The sequence below is a fragment of the Myxococcus sp. MxC21-1 genome (assembly GCF_032612255.1).
In the GTDB taxonomy this organism is placed as follows: domain Bacteria; phylum Myxococcota; class Myxococcia; order Myxococcales; family Myxococcaceae; genus Myxococcus; species Myxococcus virescens.
On the sequence record NZ_CP123278.1, the window covers coordinates 1775752 to 1796394 of the forward strand.

A 20643-nucleotide genomic window follows, 5' to 3' on the forward strand; every position below is an offset into this window, starting at 1 on the left:
GTGGGGGCTCTTACTTGAGGTCGAGGATGGGCCAGTTATAGGCGCGCGCGATGGAGCGCAGCCGCAGGTCCGGGTTCACCGCGGTGGGACGGCCCACCACCGCGAGCATCGCGTAGTCAGAGGCGCTGTCGGAGTAGCCGTGGCACTTGTCCAGCGACAGGCCTTCCTTGGTGCAGTAGGCGCGGATGGCGTTCGCCTTGTTCGCACCTTCGATGATGGGCGGAATCACCTTGCCGGTCGCCTTGCCGCCCACGAACTGCATCTTGTTGGCGATCATGTCGTCGGCGCCCAGGTGGCGCGCCAGCGGGCGCATGGTGAAGTCCAGCGCGCCCGTGACGAGGACAATCTTGCAGCCGCTGCGGCGGGCCTGGTCGATGAGGTCCTGCGTCTGCTCGAAGAGGGCGGGCTGCAGCACGTCCTCGAACATGTCCTCGGCGATGGTGACCAGGCGGTCTTCGCTCAGGCCCGCATAGTAGCGGTAGAAGAACTCGTTGAACGTCTTGCGGTCCACCGCGTCCATGACACCGAAGAGCGGCACGCTGAGGGCGGTGCTCAGGGTCCGCCCCGCGATGCCCAGGACGGAGCCGCGGTTCATCGCGTAGTACGCGTAGACGTGGACGACGTTCGTCTTCACGAGCGTCCCGTCGACATCGAAGAAGGCAGCTTTCGAGGACATGGGGCTGCGGGCTTCCTGACACTTCGAGGGGGGGGAGGTCAATGATGCCGGGAGTTTGGCGTGCCTCCCGGCGGCTCGGGGGAGAAGGGGCTACAGCCAGCCCTGCTCCCGGTACCACTGCACGCTGCGACGGATGGAGTCCGCCAGGTCGCGCTGGGGGTGAAAGCCGAGCAGCCGCTCGGCCTTGGCTCCGGAGCACGTCCAGGCGGGCGCCAACAGCTGCTTCGCCATCTTCCGGCTCAAGGCCAGCTTGCGGCCCGTCAGCTGGGACACGCCGTCCGCCGCCGTGGCCATGGCCCGCAGCAGCGCGGGGGACACGCGCACCGTGCGGGGCGTCAGGCCCAGGGCCTGCGCGCCCAGGTCCTGCACCTTCTCCAAGGACAGGGGCTCGCCGGGGCCCGCGCAGAAGAAGGCCTCACCAATGGCCGCCGGGTGGGTGGCCTGCAACAAGAGGATGTCCACCACGTCCTCCACATCCACCATGGTCAACGGACGAGGGCCGCCGGACAGCTCCAGCCGGATGCCGCGCTGAGCCATCTTGAAGAAGGGGAGGTTCTCCCGGTCCCCGGGCCCCAGGATGCGCGGCGGCCGGGACACCGTGACGGGCAGCCGGTCTCCATAGGAGAAGGCGATGCGCTCCGCCTCCGCCTTGCTCTCCCCATACCATTCGTGGGGGTGGAAGGCGTCTTCCTCCACATGCGGCCGGGTGGGCGTGGACGGACCGCAGGCGGCCAGCGAGCCGGTGAGCACCAGCCGGGGGCGGTGGCCCGCGGCCACCATGGCCTCGCACAGGTGGCGGGTGCCCTCCGCGTTGACGCGCATGAAGTCGTCGCGTGTCGCGCCGCGGCGAGCGCCCGCCGGTGGAAGACGACGTCCTGGCCCGTCACCGCGGCTGAGAGCGTGGAGGGCACCGTCACGTCGCCCTCCACCCGCGTGTAGGTCAACCCCGCGAGCCCCGAGGCATCTCCTCCCGGGCGTAACAGGCATGTGACGCTGTCTCCCCGCGCGGCCAGGGCCTTGGCCAACCACATTCCCAGGAAGCCGCCTGCACCGGTGATGAGGGCTCTCATGTTGGGGTTTCATCCAAAAAAACACACCACGACCGCAAGGAGAATCCGGCGGCCGCTTCCGGGAGTGATCCACGCCGTTAAGGGGTTTCCCGAGGGAAGATAGCGTTCCGGAGGCTGATTTTCGGGCTCCGGACGCGTTCCGAAGTGAAGGCGCGCGAGGGTGCCGAGCGCTCCGGAGGCTGATTCTCGGGCTCCAGCCGCGTTCGTAGAGGGGCGCTCAGAGGGAAAAACGCAGGAGAGGGCTGTTTTTCGGGCTTGGGCGTGCTACTTCTACGCCGCAACGGCTCTCGCTTCACATAAGCAAAGCCGTACAACGTCCCCTTCGGAGGGGAGGAGACTCAAGACGAATGGCCGCCAAGAAAGCTGCTGCGAAGAAGGCTCCCGCCGCGAAGAAGGCTCCCGCTGCGAAGAAGCGCACGCCGAACGCGTCGTTCATGAAGGAGATGACGCCGTCTGCCGCGCTCGCTGAGATCGTCGGCGCGAAGCCGCTGCCGCGCACCGAGGTTGTCAAGAAGCTCTGGGCCTACATCAAGAAGCAGGGCCTGCAGGACGCGAAGAACAAGCGGCAGATCAACGCCGACGACAAGCTCAAGCCCATCTTTGGTGGCAAGAAGAGCGTCACCATGTTCGAGATGACGGCGCTGGTGAACAAGCAGCTGAGCTGAGCATTGGCCGGGGCCTCCCGGTGGCCGTACTCGGGGCTCGCCGCGACAAGCGGCGGGCCCTTTGCATTTCCAGGGGTTGGCGCGGAGCGTTGGATAGAGGGCGGACGCGTTTCTGCGTGCTGGCGGTCGGCGGGCGGGCGGCCTACCTCTGCGCCACATGTTGCTCGACGCCTTGGAAGAAGAGGGGTCCGCCTCGAATGGGGCGGGTGGCGCCACGATGACGGCGGAGGCCCTGGCCGAAGGGCTCTACGCACGCGTCCAGGCGGAGCTGGATGCGCGTCCGCACACGCCCCTGTCCACGTACCGAGTGCAGTTCCACCAGGGCTTCACCTTCGAGGACGCGCGGCAGGTGGTGCCGTACCTGGCCCGCCTGGGGGTGAGTGACCTTTATGCCTCGCCCTATCTGAAGGCCACCCCCGGAAGCACGCACGGCTACGACTGCGTGGACCACCAACAGTTGAATCCCGAAGTCGGGACGCCTGAATCGCACGCGGCGCTCTGCGCGGCGCTGCGTGCGCAGGGCATGGGGCAGGTGCTGGACGTGGTGCCCAACCACATGGGCATCGAGCGGGACAACCGTCTGTGGTTCGACGTGCTGGAGAACGGCCCGTCCTCCGTCTACGCGAAGTTCTTCGACATCGACTGGTCGCCGGTGAAGGAGGAGCTGCGGGACAGGGTGTTGCTGCCGATTCTGGGGGACCAGTACGGCATCGTCCTGGAGCGAGGGGAGCTGAAGCTGTCCTTCCGCGACGGCGCCTTCTTCCTCCATTACTACGACCACCTGCTGCCGGTGGCGCCGCGTCAGTACTCCCGCATCCTCCGCCATGGCCTGGAGCGGCTGGAGTCGCGGCTGGGGGAGGAGCACCCCGGCATGCTGGAGTTCCTGTCCATCCTCACCGCCATCGACTACCTGCCCTCGCGCACGGAGGTGGAGCGGCCGAAGGTGGTGGAGCGCCACCGGGAGAAGGAGGTCATCAAGCGCCGGCTGGCCGCGGTGACGGCGGAGTTCCCGGAGATGCTGGCCTACATCGAGGACAACGTCCGCGTCTTCAATGGCGAGCCGGGCAACCCGCGCTCATATGACCTGCTGGACTCGGTGCTGGCGGCGTGCAGCTACCGGCTGGCGCACTGGCGGGTGGCGGGCGAGGAAATCAATTACCGGCGCTTCTTCGACATCAACGGCCTGGCCGCGCTGCGCGAGGAGGACCCGGATGTCTTCCAGGAGGCGCACGCGCTCATCTTCCGCTGGCTGCGCGAGGGGCTCGTCACGGGGCTGCGCATCGACCACCCGGACGGCCTCTTCGACCCGACCGCCTACTTCCTGGACCTGCAGGAGGCGTACTTCGTGGAGCGGGCCCACGCGCTGTTTCTCCAGACGCATGCGGAGGATGACACGCGCTGGCCGGCGGTGGAGTCCACGCTGCGCGAGCGCTGGCGCGCGGAGGTGACGCAGCAGCCGGACAGCCGGCTGCGCAAGGCGCTGTACGTGGTGGTGGAGAAGATTCAGGGCGGCCGCGAGCGCATGCCCGAATCCTGGGCCGTGCACGGCACCACGGGCTACCGCTACGCCAACGCGGTGAGCGGCGTGTTCGTCCAGCCGGACGCGGAGAAGGCGCTGACGGAGACGTACGAGCGCTTCGTGGGAGGGCAGGCGGACTTCGCGGAGCTCGTCTACCAGAAGAAGCTGCTCATCATGCGCGTGTCCATGGCCAGCGAAATCAACGTGCTGGCGCACGCGCTCAACGGCATCTCGGAGATGAACCGGCGCACGCGCGACTTCACGCTCAACTCGCTGCGGCGGGCGCTGGTGGAGTTCATCGCCCTGTTCCCCGTCTACCGCACCTACGTGGACGGCTGGCGCCCGGAGCTGGATGGGCGCGACGTGCAGTACATCGAGTGGACCATCCAGCGCGCCAAGGAGCGCAACGCCACCACCAACGCGTCCATCTTCGACTTCCTGCGCGACATCCTCCTGCGCCGCTACCCGGAGCACGCGGACGCGCGCGAGCGGGCGGAAATGCTGCGCTTCGCCATGAAGCTGCAACAGGTGACGGGGCCTGTCATGGCCAAGGGCCTGGAAGACACCGTCTTCTACATCTACAACCGGCTGGTGAGCCTCAACGAGGTGGGCGGCGAGCCGGAGCGCTTCGGCGTCCACGCCAACACCTTCCACCTGCGCAACCAGGAGCGCGCGGAGCGGTGGCCGTCCAGCCAGCTCACCTCCAGCACCCATGACACCAAGCGCAGCGAGGACGTGCGCGCGCGCATCAACGTGCTGACCGAGGTGCCGGAGGAGTGGCGCAAGCGGGTGAAGAAGTGGGCCCGCCAGACGGAGAAGGCGGTGTCCCAGCTGCCGTCCGGTCCCGCGCCCACGGCCAATGACATGTACCTCTTCTTCCAGACGGTGGTGGGGGCGTGGCCCATGGGCGACGCCCACTCCGCGGAGGAGCTGGCGGACTTCCAGCGCCGGGTGCGCGAGTACATGGGCAAGGCCATCAAGGAGGCCAAGGTCCGCACCTCGTGGACCAACCCCGACAGCGCCTATGACGAGGCGGTGGCGCGCTACGTGGACGCCTGCTTCGACTCGAAGGTGACGGGCTCCTTCCTGGCGGACGTGCGGGACTTCAAGCGCTCCATCGAGCGCGCGGGCCAGTACAACGCACTGGGGCAGCTGCTGCTGAAGATGGCCTCACCTGGCGTGGTGGACACCTACCAGGGCTGCGAGCTGTGGGACTTGTCGCTGGTGGACCCGGACAACCGGCGGCCCGTGGACTTCGCGCTGCGCGCGCGGCTGCTGGAGACGCTGGACGCCGAGGCGGAGAAGGACCGGGCCGCGCTGAGCGCACGGCTGGCGGCGAACCTCGATGACGGCCAGGTGAAGCTCTACGTCCTGACGGAGTCCCTGCGGCTGCGCCAGCGGCAGGCGGCCCTCTTCCGGAAGGGCGGCTACCGGGCGCTCGAGCTGACCGGCGCCCGGGCGAAAGCGGCGGTGGCCTTCGCCCGCGAGCACGGCGACACGGTGTTGGTGGCCTGCGCGCCGCGTTACACCCTGTCCGCCCTGCAGTCCCCCGAAGGGCTGGCGGGCGCTTACGGCAGCACGTTCCTGGACCTTCCGGAGGCATATGCGGGCATGATGTTCCGCGATGTGTTCACCGGCCGTCAGGTGCGGCCCGAGCGTGGACCGGGTGGCGCGGTGTTGCCCCTGGGGCCGCTCCTGGCGGAGTTCCCGGTGATTCTGCTGGAGAGGAGCGCCGGATGAGGAGGGCCGAGGTGCTTCCAGGGAAGCCGTATCCCCTGGGCGCCACGTTCGATGGGCAGGGTGTCAACTTCGCCGTTTTCAGTGAGCACGCGAAGAGGGTCGAGGTCTGTCTCTTCGACCCGGAGGACCCCGCGAAGGAGACGCGCCGCTTTCCCCTGCTGGAGACGACGCACCAGGTGTGGCACGGCTACGTGCCTGGCCTGGCCGCGGGCACCCTCTACGGACTGCGCGTGCACGGGCCCTACGAGCCGAAGAAGGGGCTGCGCTTCAACCCCCACAAGCTGCTGGTGGACCCGTATGCCCGGGCCATCCACGGCCAGGTGGACTACCAGGCCCCCATCTACGCCTATACGCCAGGCTCCAAGGAGGACGACCTCGCGTTCGACACGCGCGATGACGCGGCCGCCGTGCCCAAGGGCGTGGTGATGGGCGCGGACACCTTCGACTGGGAGGGAGATGCCCCGCCCGCCGTGCCGTGGCACGACACGCTCATCTACGAAGTCCACGTGAAGGGCTTCACCAAGCTGCACCCGCGCGTCCCGGAGGCGCTTCGGGGCACCTACGCGGGGCTGGCGCACCCGGCCAGCATCGAGCACCTGAAGAAGGTGGGCGTCACCGCGGTGGAGCTGCTGCCCATCCAGCACATCGTCGACGAGCCCTTCCTCATCCAGCGCGAGAAGGTCAATTACTGGGGCTACAACACGCTGGGGTTCTTCGCGCCGGACGCGCGCTACAGCGGCTCGGGTTCGCTGGGCGGGCAGGTGGACGAGTTCAAGCGCATGGTGAAGCAGCTGCACCGCGCTGGCATCGAGGTGCTGCTCGACGTCGTCTACAACCACACCTGCGAAGGCAACCAGCTGGGCCCCACGCTGTCCTTCAAGGGCGTGGACAACGCGGCGTACTACCGGCTCACGGAGAAGGACCCGCGCTACTACCTGGACGTCACCGGGTGCGGGAACTCGTGGAACGCCACGCACCCGTACGCGCTGAAGCTCGTCGCCGACTCCCTGCGCTATTGGGTGGAGGAGATGCACGTGGACGGGTTCCGCTTCGACCTGGCCACCACGCTGGGAAGAGACAGGCACGGCTACGACACCCGCGCCGCCTTCTTCCAAATCATCCACCAGGACCCGGTGCTCAGCCGGGTGAAGCTCATCTCCGAACCCTGGGACGTGGGCGACTTCGGCTACCAGGTGGGCAACTTCCCGGTGCTGTGGAGCGAGTGGAACGGCAAGTACCGCGACACCATCCGGCGCTACTGGAAGGGCGATGACCGGCAGGCGGCGGAGATTGGCTACCGCCTCACCGGCAGCTCGGACCTGTTCTCACTGTCCGGCCGCAAGCCCGCAGCGAGCGTGAACTTCGTCACCGCGCACGACGGCTTCACGCTGCACGACCTCGTCACGTACAACGACAAGCACAACGAGGCGAACGGCGAGGAGAACCGCGACGGCGCCAACGACAACCACTCCTGGAACTGCGGGGTGGAGGGCGAAACGACCGACGCCGAGATCAACGCCCTGCGCGAACAGCAGAAGCGCAACTTCCTGGCCACGCTCTTCCTGTCCCAGGGGGTGCCCATGTTGGTCGCCGGCGACGAGATGGGCCGCACGCAGAAGGGCAACAACAACGCCTACTGCCAGGACAACGCGCTGTCGTGGGTGGACTGGGAGCTGAACGACACGCAGCGCGCGCTGCTGGACTTCACCTGCGCCCTGACCAAGCTGCGGCGTGAGCAGCCGGTGCTGCACAAGCGGCGCTTCTTCCTCGGCGCCCATATGTGGGACAGCGAGATGAAGGACCTGGCGTGGTTCCGGCCCGACGGCCAGGAGATGCGCAAGGACGACTGGGAGAAGCCCTACGTGCGCTCCCTGGGATTCCTGCTGGGCGGTGACGCCATCACCGCGCCGGACGATGAAGGGAACCGGATTGTGGGGGACACCATCCTGGTGCTGATGAACGCCCACCACGAGCCCATCACCTTCAGGCTGCCCGCCGTCGAATGGGGCGCGGACTGGGAGCTGGTGGTGGACACGGCGTTGGCGGGGGAGTCGCCTCGCACGCATACGCCGGCGGGAGGCACCGTGCAGGTGGTGGGCCGCTCCCTGGCGGTGCTGCGCCGCCCGGCGACGGAATAGCCCCCTGGGGGCTGGAAGGGGCCCGCTGGACGAAAGCAGGAGGTCCAGCGGGTTTCACGCGAGGAGTCGACGCACAGGCAGCCCGCCGGTAGGGTGCGCCCCGTCATACCCTGCAACAGGATTGCTACGTGAACACGCAAGTCGCGCTCTGGGTGGGTTTCAACGTCTTCGTCCTCGCGATGCTCGCGCTGGACCTCGGGCTGTTCCATCGCAAGGACCATGCGGTGACGCCGAAGGAGGCGGGCCTCTGGACGTTGGTGTGGATTACCCTCAGCCTGATTTTCTGCGCGGGCATCTGGCACTACCAGGGGCCCACCGTGGGGCTCCAGTGGTTGACGGCGTACGTGGTGGAGTACGCGCTCTCCGTCGACAACCTCTTCGTCTTCCTGATGGTGTTCAGCTACTTCCGGGTGGCGCCCGAGCACCAGCACCGGGTGCTCTTCTGGGGCATCCTGGGCGCGTTCGTCATGCGCGCTGGCCTCATCATCGCCGGCACGGCGCTGGTGAAGCAGTTCCACTGGCTCATCTACCTGTTCGGCGCGTTCCTCGTCTTCACCGCGGTGAAGATGCTGGTGTCCAAGGACGAGGAGATGGACCCGGAGCAGAAGGGCATCGTGAAGTTCGCGCGCCGGGTGCTGCCGGTGGCCCGGCAGGGTGAAGGCAGCCGCTTCATGGTGCAGGAAGACGGCCGCAGCAAGTTCACGCCGCTGTTCATCGTGCTGCTGGTGGTGGAGGCCACGGACCTGCTCTTCGCGCTGGACTCCATCCCCGCGGTGCTGGGCATCAGCCAGGACGCCTTCATCATCTACACGTCCAACGTGTGCGCCATCCTGGGCCTGCGCTCGCTGTTCTTCGTCGTGGCCAGCCTGATGGAGAAGTTCCACTTCCTGAAAGTGGGCTTGAGCGCCATCCTGGGCTTCGTGGGCGTGAAGATGCTCATCACCTTCTTCGACATCCACGTCCCCATCGGCATCTCCCTGGGCGTGATTGCCGGCGTGCTGGTGGCGGCCATCGTCGCCTCGCTGGTGTGGCCGAAGCAGCCGGAGCCCGGACAGGACCGGGAAAGCGCGAAGACGTAGGCAGGGCGCTGGGGCTTCCAACCCAGCGTTTTCCTTGCAAGTGGCCGCCGTTGCCGCCAAATCTGGGGGCATGTCCTCCAGCGCCACCACCGACGGCATCCGCATCACCGTGAAGCCCGCCTACTGGCCGGAGCGCAGCGCTCCGGAGTCCGGGCAGTTCGCCTTCATGTACACGGTGGAGATTGCCAACGAGGGCGACGCGCCGGCGCAGCTCAAGGCGCGCCATTGGGTCATCACCGATGCCACGGGCAAGGTGGAAGAGGTGAGGGGCGAGGGCGTGGTGGGCCGCCAGCCCCACCTGGGGCCCGGAGAGCGGTTCGAGTACACGAGCTGGGCCATGCTGCGCACGCCCTTCGGCACCATGCGCGGCACCTATGACATGGTGCGGCCGGACGGCACGCACTTCGAGGCGCGCATCGCCGAGTTCGCGCTCACCCTTCCCAACTCCCTGCACTGATGCCAACGCCCACTTCGAAGCGAGGGCTGCTGCTCGTCAATCTGGGGACGCCGGATGCTCCGCAGACGGGGCCCGTGCGCCGCTACCTGCGCGAGTTCCTCAATGACCCGCGCGTCATCGACATCCACCCGCTGGGTCGCTGGGCGCTGCTCAACTTCATCATCCTCCCGACGCGTCCGGCGAAGAGCGCGGAGGCGTACCGCAAAATCTGGATGAAGGAGGGCTCGCCGCTGCTCGTGTACAGCCAGGCCCTGGCGGCCCAGGTGGCCGAGCGGCTGGCGGGGGAGTACGAGGTGGTGCTGGCCATGCGGTATGGCTCGCCCTCCATCCCCGACGGCATCGCGGCGCTCAAGGCGCGCGGCGTGTCGGAGTTCACCGTGCTGCCGCTGTACCCGCAGGAGGCCGCGTCCTCCACCGCGTCCTCGCTGGCGCGCACCTACGAGGTGCTGGCCCAGTCGTGGGACGTGCCCTTCGTGCGCGCGGTGCCGGCCTTCTTCGAGCACCCAGGCTTCCTGGATGCCTTCACCGCCGTGGCGCGGCCGGTGATTGACGACGCGCGCGCCGACTACGTCCTCTTCAGCTTCCATGGCCTGCCGGAGCGGCACATGCGCAAGAGCGACCCCACGGGGACGCACTGCCTGTCCACCGCCTCGTGCTGCGATGCCATGACGGACGCCAACCGCCACTGCTACCGCGCGCAGAGCTACGCGACGGCGAGGGGCTGGCCCAGCGGCTGGGCCTGCCGGCGGATGGGTGGAGCGTGTCCTTCCAGTCGCGGCTGGGCCGCACGCCGTGGGTGAAGCCGTACACGGACGTGGTGTTGCCGGAGCTGGCGAAGAAGGGCGTGAAGCGCCTGGCGGTGATGTGCCCGGCCTTCGTGGCGGACTGCCTGGAGACGCTGGAGGAGATTGGCCTCCGCGCGCGCGAGCAGTTCCTGGAGGCGGGAGGAGTCGCTGACGCTGGTCCCCTCCTCAACGCCCACCCGGCCTGGGTGGACGCCGTGGTGCGCATGGTGCGCGAGTCGGACGGGCCGCCTACTGCTGTGGCTGGGCCGTCGGCGCCGGCGCGGGAGCCGATTCCACCGCGGTGAGGCGCAGCTTCAGGGCGCCGGCGGGCACCTGGAGCGCGGCGGCGGGGAAGCCGCCCTTCGTCACCGACGTGATGGTGCCCTCCCAGGAGCGCCACCGGCCGGCCTTCACCAGGAACTCGCCGCGGCCGGTGATGCTCACCTCGGCGCTGGCGCTGGTTTCGGGCGTGGTCCGGAGCCGGGGGCGTCCCGACTCGTCCGCCTCCGCGTCTTCCTCCGCGGCGCGCGCGGGCGAGGTGGCGGGCTCCTCCTTCCCGCGGACCTTGCCGGCCAGCTTCTCGGAGATGTCGTACTCCAGCGTGGCCACCTGTTCGCCCCCGTCGGCGGGCGTCAGGCTGGCGAGCTTCACGCGGTTGCTCCGCTCGGGCTGGCCGGCCTGGAACTGGGGTCCCAGCGCCTCCATGAGGATCAGCTCGGTGCCGAGCGACCACGCGTCACCGGTGCCCACTGGATCTCTCGGCAGCTCCAGCACCAGGGTGGCGGTGTTGCGGGTGGCGCCCTGCAGGCCGTCGAGCACGAAGCCGCGCTCGCTCAGCGTGGCCGTGTCCGCGTCGGCGTTGCTGCCCACGGGGACGACGCGGAGGCGGTAGTCACCCGAGTCGGTCCGCTCCATGAAGTAGGTGACGGGCCCGGGCAGGGCCGCGGGGGCCGCGGCGACGGGGGCGGGCTTCTCCTTGCCCTTGCCCTTGGCGCTCTTGGGGGCGCGGCTTCCTCGGTGCTGGCGGGCGCGCCGCCGGTGCGCTCGATGTCGAGCCGGTACGACGTGGGCGCACCTTGGGCAAGCTTCCACCGGAGGACCACCTTCGAGGGGTCCACGGGTGGCTCCGCGGCAGCCGCGGGAGCGGCTTCCGCGGGGGGCGGAGCGTCCTTCATCCCCGGCGGGCGGGGAATGGGCTCCATCTTCCCACGGGGCTCTTCCTTGCAGGCGGTCAGTGACAGGGCGACGACCAGACCAAACACGCTTTGCTTCACGCGGGGACGCTCCTTGGCAGCCCTCGCGGGATATCGAAGCAGGCGAGGTCATTCAAGTACGTCACCCGGCCGCTTCGAGGACGAATGGGCGAGATACACGTCGACCTGCGTCTTGACGCGTCCGGCGAAGTCTGGGTCGAGCCGCTCCATGATGGCCCATTCGAGCTCGAGGTCCCTGCGGAGGTTGGGCCTGGCGGAGCGCACCAGCACGGGCTCGGTGGAGAGCAGGACCGTGGGCATGATGTTCTGCTTCTCCTCGGGGGTCGTCATGGTCGTCGTCTCCGGCGTCGGCAGCGACTGCGTCCGGGCGGGCATGTTGGCGGCCATATGGTATGCGCGCACGGTGAACCGGCCGTCGGGACGCTTGTGCCCCTCGACGTAGACGCGGGACCAGTGGGTGAAGACGTCGTAGTTGCCGGAGACCTTCCACGGCGTGATGAGGAACATCGGGTCCGTGCTGGGCAGCAGGGCATAGCCGCGCTCACTCAGGATCGCCTCGGCGGCCTTCATGACCTGCCGGGCGGGCATGTCGTACACCACATAGCTGCTCGTGCGCTCCAGCAGCGTCTGGCGTTGGTTCGTGCAACCCACCAGTGCGAGCAGCGTGAGGATGCTTACGAACGCGGGGTTCATCGTCATCGGCGGGCCTCCGTGAGGGGACGCGGGACGTGTGTCGTTGGGTGACAACGCCACGGCCAGGCGGCCATATCGGCAGGGACATACGGAAAGTGGAGCGGGGCTGTGCAGGGCAGCCAGCCGTCTTGCGTCCTCGCCTCATGGGTCTGCTTGCGTTTCGTGCGTGCTTTGCGAAGAAGCGGGTGCATGTCCGCGCCGCCAGAGAAGCCCGTGACTCCCTTGTTCGATACGACCCGTGACGCGCTGGCGTGGCTGCGGGCGCAGGGGCTCGAGCACTTGTCGCGGCTGAGCCTGGCGGTGCTGATGCCGCTGGTGGAAGCGGCCTGGCTGCCCCAGGCGCGTCCCGTGCTCGCCCGCCGAAGGCTGGTGGAGTTGCTGAGCACGGACTCGCTGGCGCGGTGGATGACGGAGGCGATGCCCTCTCCCCGGATGAAGGAGCTGCTGCCCGCGCTCGCCTGGCGCTTCGTGGAGGCGGAGCGGCTGGGGGCGGAGGCGTCGCGGGCTTCGCTCGAGGAGCGGCTCGCTCCGCCCGCCGAGTCCCGCACGCATCGCGTCCATGGCCTGTTGCTGGCGCTGCGTGCGCGCGTTCCGGCGTCCGTGGCCCCCCGGCCCATGCACGCGCTGGTGCCGGACCTGATGCAGTATGACGCGCCGCTCCCAGGCTTCCGTCTCCGCGAGACGCGCATCTCCGAGCTGCCTGTGGGGGCGCATGCGGGCTTCATCCTTCCCGAGGCCCGGCTGATTTTCGCTCCCACCGAGGTGACGGGGGACTGTTCCTGTGGCGCGACGTTCTGCGTCCACCTGCTGGCGGCCATCGACACGGCGTTGCTGTGGTTGCGCCAGCCCTGGTCCGAGTCCTTTGGAGAGGAGCTGGAGGAACTGGTCCGTCCCGGTTGGGAGCGCGCGCTGCGGGCGCTGGAGCGGGCCGTTGACGACAGTCCCGGTGGGCCTGGAGGTGGCGAGGTCTCCTGGCGGCTGGACGTCATCAACGGGTACGGCGTGGAACTCGCGGCCTACGTGCACAAGCGCAACAAGAAGGGCCAGCGCAGCACGGGCGCGAAGGTGAGCCGGCGCAAGCTGCTGCAGGACCATGGCTCGCAATTGTCGGCGGCGGACGCGCGCCTGGCGGCGTTGCTGCCGGAGTCGGAGGCCCCGCGTCGCGCGCGCTGCTCTTCGAACTGGTGGGGCATCCCCGCATCCACCTGGATGAGAACCCGGACCTGCTGGTGCGCATCGAGCGCGCGAAGGTCGGGCTCGTCGCCGAGGACCGGGACGGCGTGGTCATCGTGAGCGCGGGGGTGGATGGCGCGATGCTGCCCGCGGCGATGCTGGAGCGGGTGCGCAAGGCTCAGCCGGAAGAGGGGCTCTACATCTGGGATGAAAGCCAGCGGGTGCTCACGGTGCTGGACGCGGGCCCCGAGGTCCGCGCGCTGCTCTCGGCGCTGAACCGCCACGGCAATTCGTTTCCGCCGGAGAGCCACGTCGCGCTGCTGGACCAACTGTCGAAGCTGTCACTGCGCGTGCCGGTGGCGTTGCCTCGGAGCGTCTTGGGGGAGTCGGTGCCGCTGCGCTACGCCCCCGTGGTGCGCATGGAGGCGCATGCGAGCGGGGCGGTCCGGGTGGAGCTGCGCACGCGCCCATTGCCGGACAGTCCCACGTTCATTCCGGGGGAGGGGGCGCGCGACGTCCACGTCCGGCGGGGGACAGGGGCCGTGCACGCGGTGCGTGACTTCGTTCAGGAGCGCGACGCGGCGGAGTTGCTTCAGGCCCGGCTGCCGCTCGACACGGCGGAGCCCGAGGAGCTGCCCTTCACCTTCCGCTTCACCAGCGCGCAGGGCGGCCTGGCGGTGCTCTCGGCCTGTGTGGAGCTGGAGCCGAAGCCGGAGCTGGAGTGGGTGGGGGCGCCGGTTCGGCTGTTCCATGCCGCCGCGCCTCCGGCGCTGAAGGTCATCCTGGAGCGGAAGCGGGACTGGTTTGGCGTGCTGGGTGGGCTCTCCGTGGAAGGCGAGCGAGTGGAGCTGGCCCGGCTGCTCGATGCGGCGCGGCGGAAGGAACGTTTCGTCCAGGTGGACTCGACGTCCTACGTGGAGATTGAAGGCGCGCTGCGGGAGCACCTGGAGCGGCTGGCGGACCATGCGCATGCCACGCGCCATGGCCTGGAGGTGGGGCCTTCTGCGGTGGAGACGCTCACGGCGCTCGAGGACGCGGGCGCCGAGGTGGAGGCGGACAAGACGTGGCAGTCCCTGGTGGAGCGCATCTTCGCGGCGAAGGAGCTGAAGCCGCGGGTTCCCTCGGGACTGAAGACGGCGCTGCGCGATTACCAGTTGGAAGGCTTCCGCTGGCTGACGCGGCTGGCTTCATGGGGCGCGGGTGGGGTGCTCGCGGATGACATGGGCTTGGGCAAGACGGTGCAGGCGCTGACGGTGCTCCTGGACCGGAGCAAGCTGGGGCCCGCGCTGGTGTTGGCGCCAACGTCGGTGGCCTTCAACTGGATGGACGAGGCGAAGCGCTTCGCGCCGTCGCTGCGGATGACGCTGTTCTCGGACGCGGCGGACCGGGGCCGGACGTTGGAGCAACTGGGGCCCAAGGACGTGCTGGTGTTGAGCTATGGCCTGCTCACGCGGGACATCGAGCGGCTGTCGAAGCTGCGCTTCTCCACCATCATCTTCGATGAAGCGCAGACGTTGAAGAACGCGACGACGCACCGCTTCCGGGCGGCGCGGGCGCTCCAGGGGGACTTCAAGTTCGCGCTGTCGGGCACGCCGCTGGAGAACCACCTGGGCGAGCTGTGGAGTCTCTTCGCCGTCGTCTTCTCGGGGTTGCTCGGGAGCTGGGAGGCGTTCCGTTCGCGCTTCGCCGCGCCGATTGAGCGGGGCGTGGACCCGACGGCCGCGCCCGCGCTGGCGCGGGTGCTCCAGCCCTTCCTGCTGCGCCGGACGAAGGCGCAGGTGGAGGCGCAGCTTCCGCCTCGGACGGACATCCGGGTGCCCATCGTCCTCTCGTCGGAGGAGTGGGCGCTCTACGAGGACGCGCGGCTGGCGGCGCTCTCTGATTTGGAGACGCGCAAGCCGAAGATGAAGGAGCAGGAGCGGCGCATCGAGATTCTGGCGGCGCTCACGCGGCTGCGGCTCCTGGCTTCACATCCACGGCTGTATGACGCGGGGTCGAAGCTGGAGTCGGCCAAGCTGGAGCGGTTCATGGAGTTGGTGCGGGAGCTCCGCGCGGAGGGGCATCGCGCGCTCGTGTTCAGCCAGTTCACCTCCCACCTGGCGCTGGTGCGCGAGGTGCTGGACGCGGAGGGGATTGATTACGAGTACCTGGATGGGCAGACGCCCGCGGGGGCTCGGGCGGAGCGGGTCCGCGCGTTCCAGGAGGGAGACGTGCCGCTGTTCCTGATTTCACTCAAGGCCGGTGGCTTCGGGCTGAATCTCACGGCGGCGACCACGGTGATTCACCTGGACCCGTGGTGGAACCCCGCCGTGGAGGACCAGGCCTCCGACCGCGCGCACCGGATTGGCCAGGAACGGCCGGTGACGGTGTACCGCCTGGTGACGCGGGGGACCATCGAGGAGCAGATGCTGTCGCTGCACGAGCACAAGCGCGCGCTGGTCGCGGGGGTGCTGGAAGGAAAGGACGCGGCGGGACGGCTGTCGACCCAGGAGTTGCTGGGACTGTTGTCCCAGCGGCTGGCTCCGCCTGGGGAAGAGGAGGGGCCTCGGACTCGGCACTGATTCCAATCCTGGATAGGGAATGACATGGACGGCTTGAACTGGACCGATGTTCGAGACCTCGCCCGCCGTGTGGCCCACGGGGAGCCATTCGCGTTCACGGAGTCGACACGCTCGATACTACGTAGGACAGCTCCTCAAGTGGGGATCGCTCTCAGTGATGCGGAGCGAGCGCTACAGTCTGAGCCCACCGCTGATGAGTTGTTGACGGAAGTGTCGCAACGCATCAGCAATGGTTCGCGGCGTCTGTCTCGCACCTTGGCTGAAGTGGAGCGCTGCCGGGACGATGGGGACGTCGACGGCGCTCGCCAGCTACTGAACGACGCGCTCGTCGTGGAAGTGGTGCCGCACTACCAGGACATTCTGCGTGTGAACCTTGCTGCACTGGATGACGAATCCTGACGGAGCCGAGGCATGACTGACGCTACGCTCCCGTCGTGCTTTGGATGTGCCCCGGAACCAGCGCTGAATCAGTGCGCGTCACGACGGCTTACTCCAAGTCAGCCATTCAATCACATCGGCGGCCTTCTTCCCGATGGTGTCATCCCAGTCGGGCACCGGGGTCGAATCGCCGAGCAGTGCTTCAGCCGTCCCATGTTCGCTGACGGCAGCCAGGTCTTGACGTCGCCCTCGGAACGGACGACTCCTCGGGTGTCCCGGAGCTCATTTCGTAACCGTCCGGCCAGAGAGGTGGCGACAGCGGTTGATGTCGGACGAGGACCGTGTTCGATGCGCACCGCGCCGAGCGAGATGTTCAGGGGCATGGTCTGGAGGCGTGACTCGGGGGAATCGGTGGCGCTCCGACGCTTCCTCTCGTTGGGGAGCAGTTCGTCGATGTGCGAGTTGGGGTGCGCCTGCACACACAGCAAGACATCCGCTAGGTGACGGAAACGGACGGTCCTTAGCGGGTCGCGAGTTCGCTGAAGCGAATGCCACGTAAGCCAAGGTGCTGCACTGCGGCCACCATGCGTTCGCTCGCCACAATGAGAGTGGACCAGTTGTAGAGCCGGAAGAGATCTCGAGGAGCGGGCGTCGAATGAACGTCGAGAATTGGCGGCCGAGGTAACTCGTGTCGGGACACCCCGCATGTCAGGCAGACAGGGCTCTCTCCTGACGGCACGCCATCAATGTGCAGTCGACCATGGAGTTCCAACTGCATGGCGAGCAGCTCGGGTGGGTTCTTTCCTCGGAACCGCACGTTCAGCGGGCAGCCTGACAGGCCATGAATGCCCGCGCTCTGAAGGCGCTCCACGGCTTCACGGCGGATGTAGAGCGACCATGGGTTCTGCAGGAAGAGGTCGCCAAAGGTGCCGCTGCCCGTACCGGTGGGCGGACCGAAATCGGCGCCGGGTTCCAGTCGAGCCCAATCAGGCGCGAATGGACGAACCAAGTCCCTCAATCGGGAGAATTCCTCGAAGCTGACCTGGCGGCCTGGGTTTTCGAGCGCCTTGCGCTCCTGGAGGCCCGACAGGTCGACACACGGGTACTGGAGGCCAGCCCAGCCGCCTGCGGCTCCACATGTGTCGCAGGGGCTGACGCCTGGAAGCCCCCAAGGGGGAAGGGCGCGTAGGTTTCCGGTGAACCCAGCGGTCCTGTCTTCTTCGACCACATAGAACTTCAAGAGCCCAGCCTCCTCAGTCGGCCAATCTCAGCGCTTGTAGTAGGGCATGACCTTCCCGGTCAGTTCAAAGCGGAAGATCAGGTCGCCGGCGTGGCGATAGATGACATCGGGGCGCGGAGGATGTGGATGGGCCTTGATGAACTGTGCCCACGCGTCGTTCCATCGTCCCCCTCGCGGACCGCCCCCGTGAATGTACCGGTGGACATGCTCGGGAATCACCAACGTGAAGTCGTGAATCTTGATGCCGGCTCGCTGGAAGTAGAGCGCGAGGTCGGGGGCTTGGGGAAAGATGTGGTGCCTGACATACCGGCCTGCCGGGAGTTGATAGACCGGCCGAACCTGGACGTGCGGGCGCCATGGGAATGTGATGACCGGCTGAGCTCCAATGCGAATGCCCAGACGCACACCCCAGCCTCTGCGCAGCGGTGGCCGAGCAACGGGCATGAGCGCAGGCTCGACCCGCGGCGCCACGTCTTCGCAGAGAAAGAAGGCGCACCAGCCCTCGTCACAAGCCAGGGAGACACATGGTGCGGCTTCGGTGGCCTCGCAAAGCTCCGCGGATTCCAGTTCCGCGATGCCACGTGGCGGATCTGGTGTGGGGGGAGCGGACGCGCAGGCGACGAGCAAACAACTCAGCACCAGCAATCGCAGAGTTGAAGCGAGTGTGCGCAAGAGTATGGGCCTTTCCGGACTCACGTCGTGCAGGCGTCAGTCGGAAGCTACCCCAAGCGCTACCTTCAAAGGCAGACCCAAGCTGCTTGGCGTAATCGCTACCCGCGCGGCGCGGCGGCACGCGAAAGCCTGTCGCGGACAGCGATGCCCAGGCCGCTCTCAGCAGGGAGGCACGCCACCAGCACGTCGTGCCCCTGTGCATCCGCCTCACGCAGCCGGGCGTACAGCACGCGCGCGGCACCCGCGGGCTCATCCGGCACATCGAAGCGCGGCACGTCGGGTGGCAACGCAAGGCTCGCAGGCCCCAGTACCCCCACGCGCAATCCCTGTTCACGCAGTTCCTGGACGCGCATCACGGCCTGCCCGGGCTCGGTCAGCACCACGCCTGCACGCGGCGCGTAGTGTGACTCCAGTGAGCCTGACACCCGCACCTTGGACGAAGTCCTCACCGGCACCTTGCGCCCCAGCACCCGCTCCACATCCTCCGCAGCCAGTCCTCCCGGCCGCAGAATCGCGGGCTCATCCGAGCTCAAGTCCACGATGGTTGACTCCACCCCCACCGTGCACGGGCCTCCATCCAGGACGAGGTCCACGTCTCCGCCCAGGTCCTCCCGCACGTGCTCCGCCGTGGTGGGGCTCACCTTCCCGAACCGGTTCGCGCTCGGCGCGGCCAGCCCTCCGCCCAGCTTCTGGAGCACCGCGAGCGCCACCGGGTGATTCGGCACGCGCAGGGCAACGGTGTCCTGCCCACCCGTGACGGCATCCGTGGCCCGCGCCGTGCGCGGCAGCACCAGCGTCAATGGCCCGGGCCAGAAGGCTTCGGCCAGCTTCCGTGCGGCCTCTGGGACCTCACGTGCCCACGTGTTCAGGTGCTCGACGCCTGGGATGTGGACGATGAGCGGGTGGGTGGCGGGGCGGCCCTTGATGGCGAAGACGCGGCGCACGGCCAGCTCGTCCTCCGCGTTGGCGGACAGACCGTAGACGGTTTCCGTCGGCAGGGCGACGACACCACCGTGCCGCAGCAATTCCACCGCGCGTTCAAGGGACTCTGGAGCAATCATGCGCCGCCGCACTGTCGCCCCAGGAGGGAACATGGGCAAGTCGCACGTCTTCGATGCTCGCACTCGGATGCCCGTCACGGCCAAGGACCTCTTCGCCTGGCATGCCCGGGAGGGGGCGCTCGAACGCCTGACGCCCCCCTGGGAGCGGATGGAGGTCCTGGAGCGCACCGGCGATGGCATCCGAACCGGCGCCCGCGTCGTCGTCCGCATGCGCGTGGGTCCCATCCCCCAACGCCTGGTGGCCGAGCACACCGCCTACGTCGAAGACGCCATGTTCCAGGACACGCAGATGTCCGGCCCCTTCGCGAAGTGGGTCCACACCCACCGGATGTGGCCCGAGCCCGCCACGGGCACGTCCATCCTGGATGACGAAGTGGAATACGTCCTCCCCGTAGGCCCCCTGGGCAGCCTCTTTGGCGGAGGCTTCGCCCGGCGCACCCTGGAACGGATGTTCGCGTACCGCCACCGCGTCACGCTCGAGGACTTGAAGCGTCACGCCGCCTTCACAGGGCAGGGGCCGCTCACCATCGCCGTCACCGGAGCCTCGGGGCTGGTGGGCTCGTCGCTGGTGCCCTTTCTCACCACGGGCGGCCACACGGTGAAGCGCATGGTGCGCGGCAAGGCGGACTCCTTGCGGAACGAGGTCGCCTGGGCGCCTGACAAGGGCGAGGTGGACACCGACGCGCTCGAAGGCGTGGACGCCGTGGTGCACCTCGCGGGCGTCAACGTGGCCGGCCAGCGTTGGACCCCTGAGTACAAGGACGCCATCCTCAAGAGCCGCACCCAGGGCACTCGCACCCTGGCCGAAGCCCTGGCGCGGATGAAGCGCAAGCCGAAGGTGCTCGTCTCAGCGGGCGGCAGCAGCATCTACGGGGACCGCGGCGACGAAGTCCTCACCGAGGAGAGCAGCACGGACGGGAAGGGCTTTCTCTCCCAGGTATCACGCGAGTGGGAAGCCGCCGCCGCGCCCGCCGAGGCCGCGGGCATCCGCGTGGTACACCTGCGCATCGGTCCCGTCCTGGACGCGCGCGAGGGCGCCCTGGCGAAGATGCTGCCAGCGTTCCTCGCGGGAGGCGGCGGGCCCATCGGCTCCGGGCAGCAGTGGATGAGCTGGGTGTCGCTGGAGGACGTGCTCGGGCTCATCCACTTCTCTGTCTTCACCGACGCCGCGCGCGGAGCCATCAACGCCGTGGCGCCGGGGGCGGTGCGGCAGGCGGACTTCGCCCGGACGCTGGGCAAGGTGCTGCGGCGTCCGGCCGTCTTCCCGGTCCCCGCGCCCGCGGTGCGAACCCTTTTCGGACAGATGGGGCAAGAGGCGCTGCTGGATGGCGCGCGAATCGTGCCTCAGGCAGCCCAGCGGCTGGGGTTCGCCTTCCTCCTTCCCGACCTGGAAAGCGCGCTGCGCTTCACGTTGGGGCGCACGACGAAGGGCCCTGAATACCGCCATTCTTAGCGAGTCCGGCGCTTGACAATCCCCTCCGCTGCGCCAGAAGAAACGACGCATTCGAAGGGGAGAGGACTC

General features: G+C 68.2%; 15 protein-coding genes and 2 pseudogenes. 10 read left to right on the forward strand and 7 right to left on the reverse strand.

Annotation, left to right across the window (positions count from 1 at the left end; all coding sequences use genetic code 11):
* Positions 1-10 precede the first annotated feature (10 nt).
* The gene (locus QEG98_RS08445) at positions 11-676 is read right to left on the reverse strand and encodes an HAD family hydrolase (protein ID WP_011551641.1); all 666 of its coding nucleotides are present in this window, start codon (positions 674-676) and stop codon (positions 11-13) included.
* Positions 677-766: 90 nt separating this feature from the next.
* Positions 767-1746: pseudogene (locus tag QEG98_RS08450) on the reverse strand (NAD-dependent epimerase/dehydratase family protein).
* A gap of 347 nt (positions 1747-2093) precedes the next feature.
* Between QEG98_RS08450 and QEG98_RS08455 the strand changes: the two are divergent.
* From QEG98_RS08455 to hemH, 6 genes and pseudogenes are all read left to right on the forward strand, one after another.
* Positions 2094-2411 carry an SWIB/MDM2 domain-containing protein gene (locus QEG98_RS08455; RefSeq protein ID WP_011551643.1) on the forward strand — a complete coding sequence of 106 codons (318 nt, stop codon included), beginning with the start codon at positions 2094-2096 and terminating at the stop codon, positions 2409-2411.
* A gap of 157 nt (positions 2412-2568) precedes the next feature.
* Positions 2569-5670 (forward strand): malto-oligosyltrehalose synthase, encoded by a 3102-nt coding sequence (treY, locus tag QEG98_RS08460; protein WP_090484329.1) that lies wholly within the window; start codon positions 2569-2571, stop codon positions 5668-5670.
* Positions 5667-7808 (forward strand): glycogen debranching protein GlgX, encoded by a 2142-nt coding sequence (glgX, locus tag QEG98_RS08465; RefSeq protein WP_316566337.1) that lies wholly within the window; start codon positions 5667-5669, stop codon positions 7806-7808. The genes treY and glgX overlap by 4 nt, the downstream gene beginning before the upstream one ends.
* A gap of 128 nt (positions 7809-7936) precedes the next feature.
* Entirely contained in the window at positions 7937-8887 is a 951-nt protein-coding gene (locus tag QEG98_RS08470) for a TerC family protein (protein ID WP_316566338.1), read from the forward strand.
* Positions 8888-8957: 70 nt separating this feature from the next.
* Positions 8958-9344, forward strand: a complete 387-nt coding sequence (gene apaG, locus QEG98_RS08475; RefSeq protein WP_090484323.1) for a Co2+/Mg2+ efflux protein ApaG — start codon at positions 8958-8960, stop codon at positions 9342-9344.
* A pseudogene (gene hemH / locus QEG98_RS08480) lies at positions 9344-10434 on the forward strand (ferrochelatase). Before apaG ends, hemH begins: the two are co-directional and overlap by 1 nt.
* Here the strand turns inward: hemH and QEG98_RS08485 are convergent.
* Positions 10379-11221 (reverse strand): hypothetical protein, encoded by an 843-nt coding sequence (locus QEG98_RS08485; RefSeq protein ID WP_316566339.1) that lies wholly within the window; start codon positions 11219-11221, stop codon positions 10379-10381. The pseudogene hemH and the gene QEG98_RS08485 overlap by 56 nt on opposite strands.
* Positions 11222-11451: 230 nt before the next feature.
* Positions 11452-12042 (reverse strand): hypothetical protein, encoded by a 591-nt coding sequence (locus tag QEG98_RS08490; protein WP_244171327.1) that lies wholly within the window; start codon positions 12040-12042, stop codon positions 11452-11454.
* A gap of 183 nt (positions 12043-12225) precedes the next feature.
* On the opposite strand from QEG98_RS08490, the gene QEG98_RS08495 reads away from it, so the two are divergent.
* Genes QEG98_RS08495 through QEG98_RS08505 form a run of 3 tightly spaced genes read left to right on the forward strand, consistent with a single transcriptional unit; the run spans position 12226 to position 16169 of the window.
* A complete protein-coding gene (locus QEG98_RS08495) occupies positions 12226-13329 on the forward strand; it encodes a hypothetical protein (protein WP_316566340.1) in 1104 nt (367 codons plus the stop codon).
* A complete protein-coding gene (locus tag QEG98_RS08500; protein WP_316566341.1) occupies positions 13221-15770 on the forward strand; it encodes a DEAD/DEAH box helicase in 2550 nt (849 codons plus the stop codon). The genes QEG98_RS08495 and QEG98_RS08500 overlap by 109 nt, the downstream gene beginning before the upstream one ends.
* A 24-nt stretch (positions 15771-15794) precedes the next feature.
* Complete coding sequence (locus QEG98_RS08505; protein ID WP_316566342.1) at positions 15795-16169, forward strand: DUSAM domain-containing protein; 375 nt, start codon at positions 15795-15797, stop codon at positions 16167-16169.
* A gap of 499 nt (positions 16170-16668) precedes the next feature.
* Here the strand turns inward: QEG98_RS08505 and QEG98_RS08510 are convergent, their stop codons facing one another.
* The 3 genes from QEG98_RS08510 to QEG98_RS08520 all read right to left on the reverse strand — a co-directional run bounded on the left by QEG98_RS08510 (position 16669) and on the right by QEG98_RS08520 (position 19121).
* On the reverse strand, positions 16669-17388 hold the full coding sequence (locus QEG98_RS08510; protein WP_316566343.1) for a double-CXXCG motif protein: 720 nt from the start codon (positions 17386-17388) through the stop codon (positions 16669-16671).
* Positions 17389-17415: 27 nt separating this feature from the next.
* Entirely contained in the window at positions 17416-18084 is a 669-nt protein-coding gene (locus tag QEG98_RS08515; protein WP_316566344.1) for a TIGR02269 family lipoprotein, read from the reverse strand.
* Between the two features lie 74 nt (positions 18085-18158).
* Positions 18159-19121 carry an L-threonylcarbamoyladenylate synthase gene (locus tag QEG98_RS08520; RefSeq protein ID WP_316566345.1) on the reverse strand — a complete coding sequence of 321 codons (963 nt, stop codon included), beginning with the start codon at positions 19119-19121 and terminating at the stop codon, positions 18159-18161.
* Between the two features lie 31 nt (positions 19122-19152).
* Here QEG98_RS08520 and QEG98_RS08525 point away from each other — a divergent pair, with 31 nt between their 5' ends.
* Positions 19153-20574, forward strand: coding sequence for a TIGR01777 family oxidoreductase (locus tag QEG98_RS08525; RefSeq protein ID WP_316566346.1), 1422 nt, complete (start codon positions 19153-19155; stop codon positions 20572-20574).
* Positions 20575-20643: the final 69 nt, after the last annotated feature.

Coding starts and splice junctions, on each gene's coding strand:
- QEG98_RS08495 (WP_316566340.1), top strand. CDS start 12,226: ATGTCCGCGCCGCCAGAGAAGCCCGTGACTCCCTTGTTCGATACGACC.
- QEG98_RS08490 (WP_244171327.1), bottom strand. CDS start 12,042: ATGACGATGAACCCCGCGTTCGTAAGCATCCTCACGCTGCTCGCACTG.
- QEG98_RS08445 (WP_011551641.1), bottom strand. CDS start 676: ATGTCCTCGAAAGCTGCCTTCTTCGATGTCGACGGGACGCTCGTGAAG.
- glgX (WP_316566337.1), top strand. CDS start 5,667: ATGAGGAGGGCCGAGGTGCTTCCAGGGAAGCCGTATCCCCTGGGCGCC.
- QEG98_RS08520 (WP_316566345.1), bottom strand. CDS start 19,121: ATGATTGCTCCAGAGTCCCTTGAACGCGCGGTGGAATTGCTGCGGCAC.
- treY (WP_090484329.1), top strand. CDS start 2,569: ATGTTGCTCGACGCCTTGGAAGAAGAGGGGTCCGCCTCGAATGGGGCG.
- QEG98_RS08455 (WP_011551643.1), top strand. CDS start 2,094: ATGGCCGCCAAGAAAGCTGCTGCGAAGAAGGCTCCCGCCGCGAAGAAG.
- QEG98_RS08505 (WP_316566342.1), top strand. CDS start 15,795: ATGGACGGCTTGAACTGGACCGATGTTCGAGACCTCGCCCGCCGTGTG.
- apaG (WP_090484323.1), top strand. CDS start 8,958: ATGTCCTCCAGCGCCACCACCGACGGCATCCGCATCACCGTGAAGCCC.
- QEG98_RS08525 (WP_316566346.1), top strand. CDS start 19,153: ATGGGCAAGTCGCACGTCTTCGATGCTCGCACTCGGATGCCCGTCACG.